Annotated in this window: 3 protein-coding genes and 1 pseudogene; 1 reads left to right on the forward strand and 3 read right to left on the reverse strand. The window is 56.4% G+C overall.

What is annotated here, in order from left to right; all coding sequences use genetic code 11:
• Positions 1-433: pseudogene (locus ACQ4N8_RS27980) on the reverse strand (collagen-like protein); the annotation flags it as partial.
• 233 nt (positions 434-666) lie between these two features.
• Positions 667-1515, reverse strand: coding sequence for a sulfurtransferase (locus tag ACQ4N8_RS27985; RefSeq protein ID WP_430707647.1), 849 nt, complete (start codon positions 1513-1515; stop codon positions 667-669).
• A gap of 246 nt (positions 1516-1761) precedes the next feature.
• On the opposite strand from ACQ4N8_RS27985, the gene ACQ4N8_RS27990 reads away from it, so the two are divergent.
• Complete coding sequence (locus tag ACQ4N8_RS27990; protein WP_430707648.1) at positions 1762-2703, forward strand: DMT family transporter; 942 nt, start codon at positions 1762-1764, stop codon at positions 2701-2703.
• Between the two features lie 67 nt (positions 2704-2770).
• Here ACQ4N8_RS27990 and ACQ4N8_RS27995 read toward each other — a convergent pair whose 3' ends face one another.
• Entirely contained in the window at positions 2771-2983 is a 213-nt protein-coding gene (locus tag ACQ4N8_RS27995; protein WP_430707649.1) for a hypothetical protein, read from the reverse strand.
• Positions 2984-3421 lie beyond the last annotated feature (438 nt).

The raw sequence follows: 3421 nt of genomic DNA on the forward strand, positions 1-3421 counted from the left end.
CTGCAATTCCGGCCAGTCCCTGGGGTCCAAGTGCTCCTGCTAGTCCTTCAGGTCCAAGCGCGCCAATCGCTCCTGCAATTCCGGCTAGTCCCTGGGGTCCAAGTGCTCCTGCAAGTCCTTCAGGTCCAAGCGTGCCAATCGCTCCTGCAATTCCGGCTAGTCCCTGGGGTCCAAGTGCTCCTGCAAGTCCTTCAGGTCCAGCTTCTGCAATGGCTCCCGCAAGTCCTTGAAGTAATTGTTGTCCTTTTGGCGGGGGACACGGCACCCGCACGATTTTTTTGTTAACCCGAAGACGACGGTTCATTCTCTTCTTTTTTGGATGGCACACAATTGCAATTTTCTTAGTACTCCGTTTTTTTCTATCCGGACAACTCAATAACGGCACCTCCCTATAAAGATGGTTCAGTATACGTGAGTTGTTTATTTTAGGCATGGACTAATGCCGGCTATCGGCTAGACGATTAACTATTTTTTAGAATACTGAGTTACCGTTATTGATTATTCTTCAAACCCTGCCTCTTCCTAGCAGGGCTTTGTTATCTTGAAATTGTTCTATGTTCTTGTCTGCAAGCTATTGAACGAGAACGCCAAAGAAGGCAGCAACAGGTCAGTTGTTCATCACCCGTTGCTGCCCTCAATTCCGCTTCCGGCTCTGCTTCGCCGGCCTTACTCTTCGCCCGTTGCGATTGGATTGTTCTCATACGAGATCCAGTCGCTCCAGCTTCCCGCGTACAGCTTGACCTGCGGGTAGCCAAGCCGGTAGAGGGCGAGCACGTTCGGGCAAGCGCTGACGCCGGAGCCGCAGTAGACGATGGCCTCGCGGCCTTCGTCCAGCGCGGCGGTTACCGGCGCCAGCTGCTCGCGCAGCTCGCCGTCGCTTTTCCAGGCGCCGCTGGCGTCCAGCACCTGCTTCCAGAACCGGTTGATCGCCCCCGGGATATGCCCGGCTTTGGCGTCCAGCGGTTCTGTGAGGCCGGCATAGCGATCCGCGGCGCGCGAGTCCACGAGCAACGTGTCGGGATCGCCCAGCGCCCGGCGCACGTCCTCTACGCCGGCCAGCATGTCCGGCCGGACGGCGGGGGTGAAGGCGGCGGGGACGACCGTCCGCCGCTCAGCGGTGACAGGGTAGCCGCCGGCCTGCCAGGCGGCGAACCCCTCGGCCATGACGTAGACTTCGTCATGGCCCAGCCAGCGCAGCAGCCACCACAGGCGGGAGGCGTTCAGGCCTCCCTGGTCGTCGTAGGCGACCACCCGGGTGGCGCCCCCGATACCGGCGCGGCCGAAGCGTTCGGCCAGCGCGTCCGGGGCGGGCAGGGGATGCCGCCCGCCATGCTCCGTGACCGGCGCCGACAGGTCACGTTCGAGATCAAGGTAGACGGCGCCGGGAATATGCGCGGCGTCGAAGGCCGTACGCCCGGCCTCCGGTTGGCCGAGCTCGAAGCGGCAGTCCACGATAACGAGGTCCGGCTCGTACATGCGGGCTACCAGCCATTGGGTTGAGACGATCGGATTCATGATTAACCTCCAAATCAGGGATGGGATCAGGCCGGATCAAGCCTTCCAAGCCGTTCGGCCATGTTATCCTCAATGTAGCATAGGGGGCGGGTCGGGGACAATTTATTTCGTATTTCCAAAGGCGACCCGGCCGTACAGATTTCGATTGAGGAACCGCCGCAACTCCGCTATAATGAAATGGTTTGCAAAGAGTTTCAAACAATTACAAACCATACCATCGACGGAAAGCTGGGAGACCTGACGAGTATGCATACCAACGGCAAGTCCATGGCTCAATACGAAATTCTTTACGTGATCGGAATCGTCGCCATTTCGTTTTCCTCTATTTTCATCCGCTGGTCCAATGCCGAAGTTTCGGCGATCGCCATGTACCGGATGTATTTAACCAATCTGCTGATGCTACCGCTTCTGTGGGGCTATCGGAGGGAAATTGCGCAACTCAGCGCCAAACAGTGGGGGCGTTTGTTATTCTCCGGGCTGATGCTGGGCCTGCATTTCCTGCTGTGGATGGGGTCGTTGCGGTTGACGACCGTGGCCAGCTCCACCGTCATCCTGACGCTGGAGCCGATCATCGTCATGTTCGGTTCCTTTTTCCTGTTCGGCGCCAAAATCAACAAAGCGATGATCCTCGGCATCACGCTGGCGCTCGTCGGCTCCATCGCTATCGGCTCCGGGGACTTCGCCCTGTCCGGCAAAGCGGTAACCGGCGATTTGCTCTCCCTGCTCGGTACGGTCGCAATCGCGATACATATCCTGGTCGGCAAGCAACTGTTGCAAACGATCAGCGCCTTCGTCTACAATTTCCTCGTGTTTGCCGTGGCGGGCACGGCGATGGCCGTCTATAACGTGGCTTCAGGCATTTCGTTTACCGGCTACGCCCCGCGCGAATGGGGAATCTTTCTGCTGCTGGCGATCGTGCCGACCCTGTTCGGGCATTATTTGTTCAACTGGCTGATGAAATACCTCAGCGCTTCGGTGGTTTCGATGGCCGTTCTCGGCGAGCCGGTGTTTGCTTCGCTGCTGGCCTGGCTGCTGCTCAAGGAAAGTCTGACCCCGCTGCAGCTATCCGCCGGCGTGCTGATTTTGTGCGGCGTATGGATTTTTATCCGTTACGGCAAAGAGGCCTCCCCGCTGAAGCCTGAAGTCCCCGCGGTGTTGACGGCGGGGCAGGAAGGCAAGGTCGGTTAGGGCACGGCGATGGGGGAGGAGTAAAGAGCTTCCAGCCTTTATGCCGGAAGTCGGGGGTTCGCCCGGACTATTTTCTCAACTCGAAAAACTGGCATTCCCGGCGAGGATGGTAGGACAGCTCGCTCACCCCGGCTTGGGTGATGATCGTATCGTCCGTGAAGCGGATCACGATGCTGCCGTTATCGATCAGGTGATCGTCTTGGAACACGCGGATGCGAAGCTTCCGGTCCAACGCTTCCTGGAAATCCTGGTCGGTATGCAACTCTCTGGTGATAGGCAAAGCGCTTCAGCTCCTTTTTTTGCGTAAATGCGGAACAGCCTGCTAGCAGAACTCTAGTTATTGTACCTGGATCCTTGTCTCTTGAAAAGGGAACGTCCGGCGCTCCCTAAGCCCTCATCGCTTGATGGGGGCTTTTTTGACAATAAAGAAGGTATGGTCTATGAATATCCACGAAAAAGCCGCTAAACGCTACTCGCCGTCTAGCAGCATAAAGGAAATAGAGGCAAAAAAGGACCTTATTTTGACTTTTTAGGCTCGCGCCCGGCTAATAGGGCACTAGCGTTGCATTAAATCTACAAGGTACCGGCCAGGCGTTAAAATTGTATTCGATTTTTCGAATACAATTCGTCACGAACGACAAAAATTGCGAATTGTATTCGATTTTTCATACAGATTCTCGGCTTCCGTCTTCCTGAGGCCCAATTAAGTATGAAATTT

Source organism: Paenibacillus macerans (genome assembly GCF_050565405.1).
Lineage (GTDB): Bacteria > Bacillota > Bacilli > Paenibacillales > Paenibacillaceae > Fontibacillus > Fontibacillus macerans_B.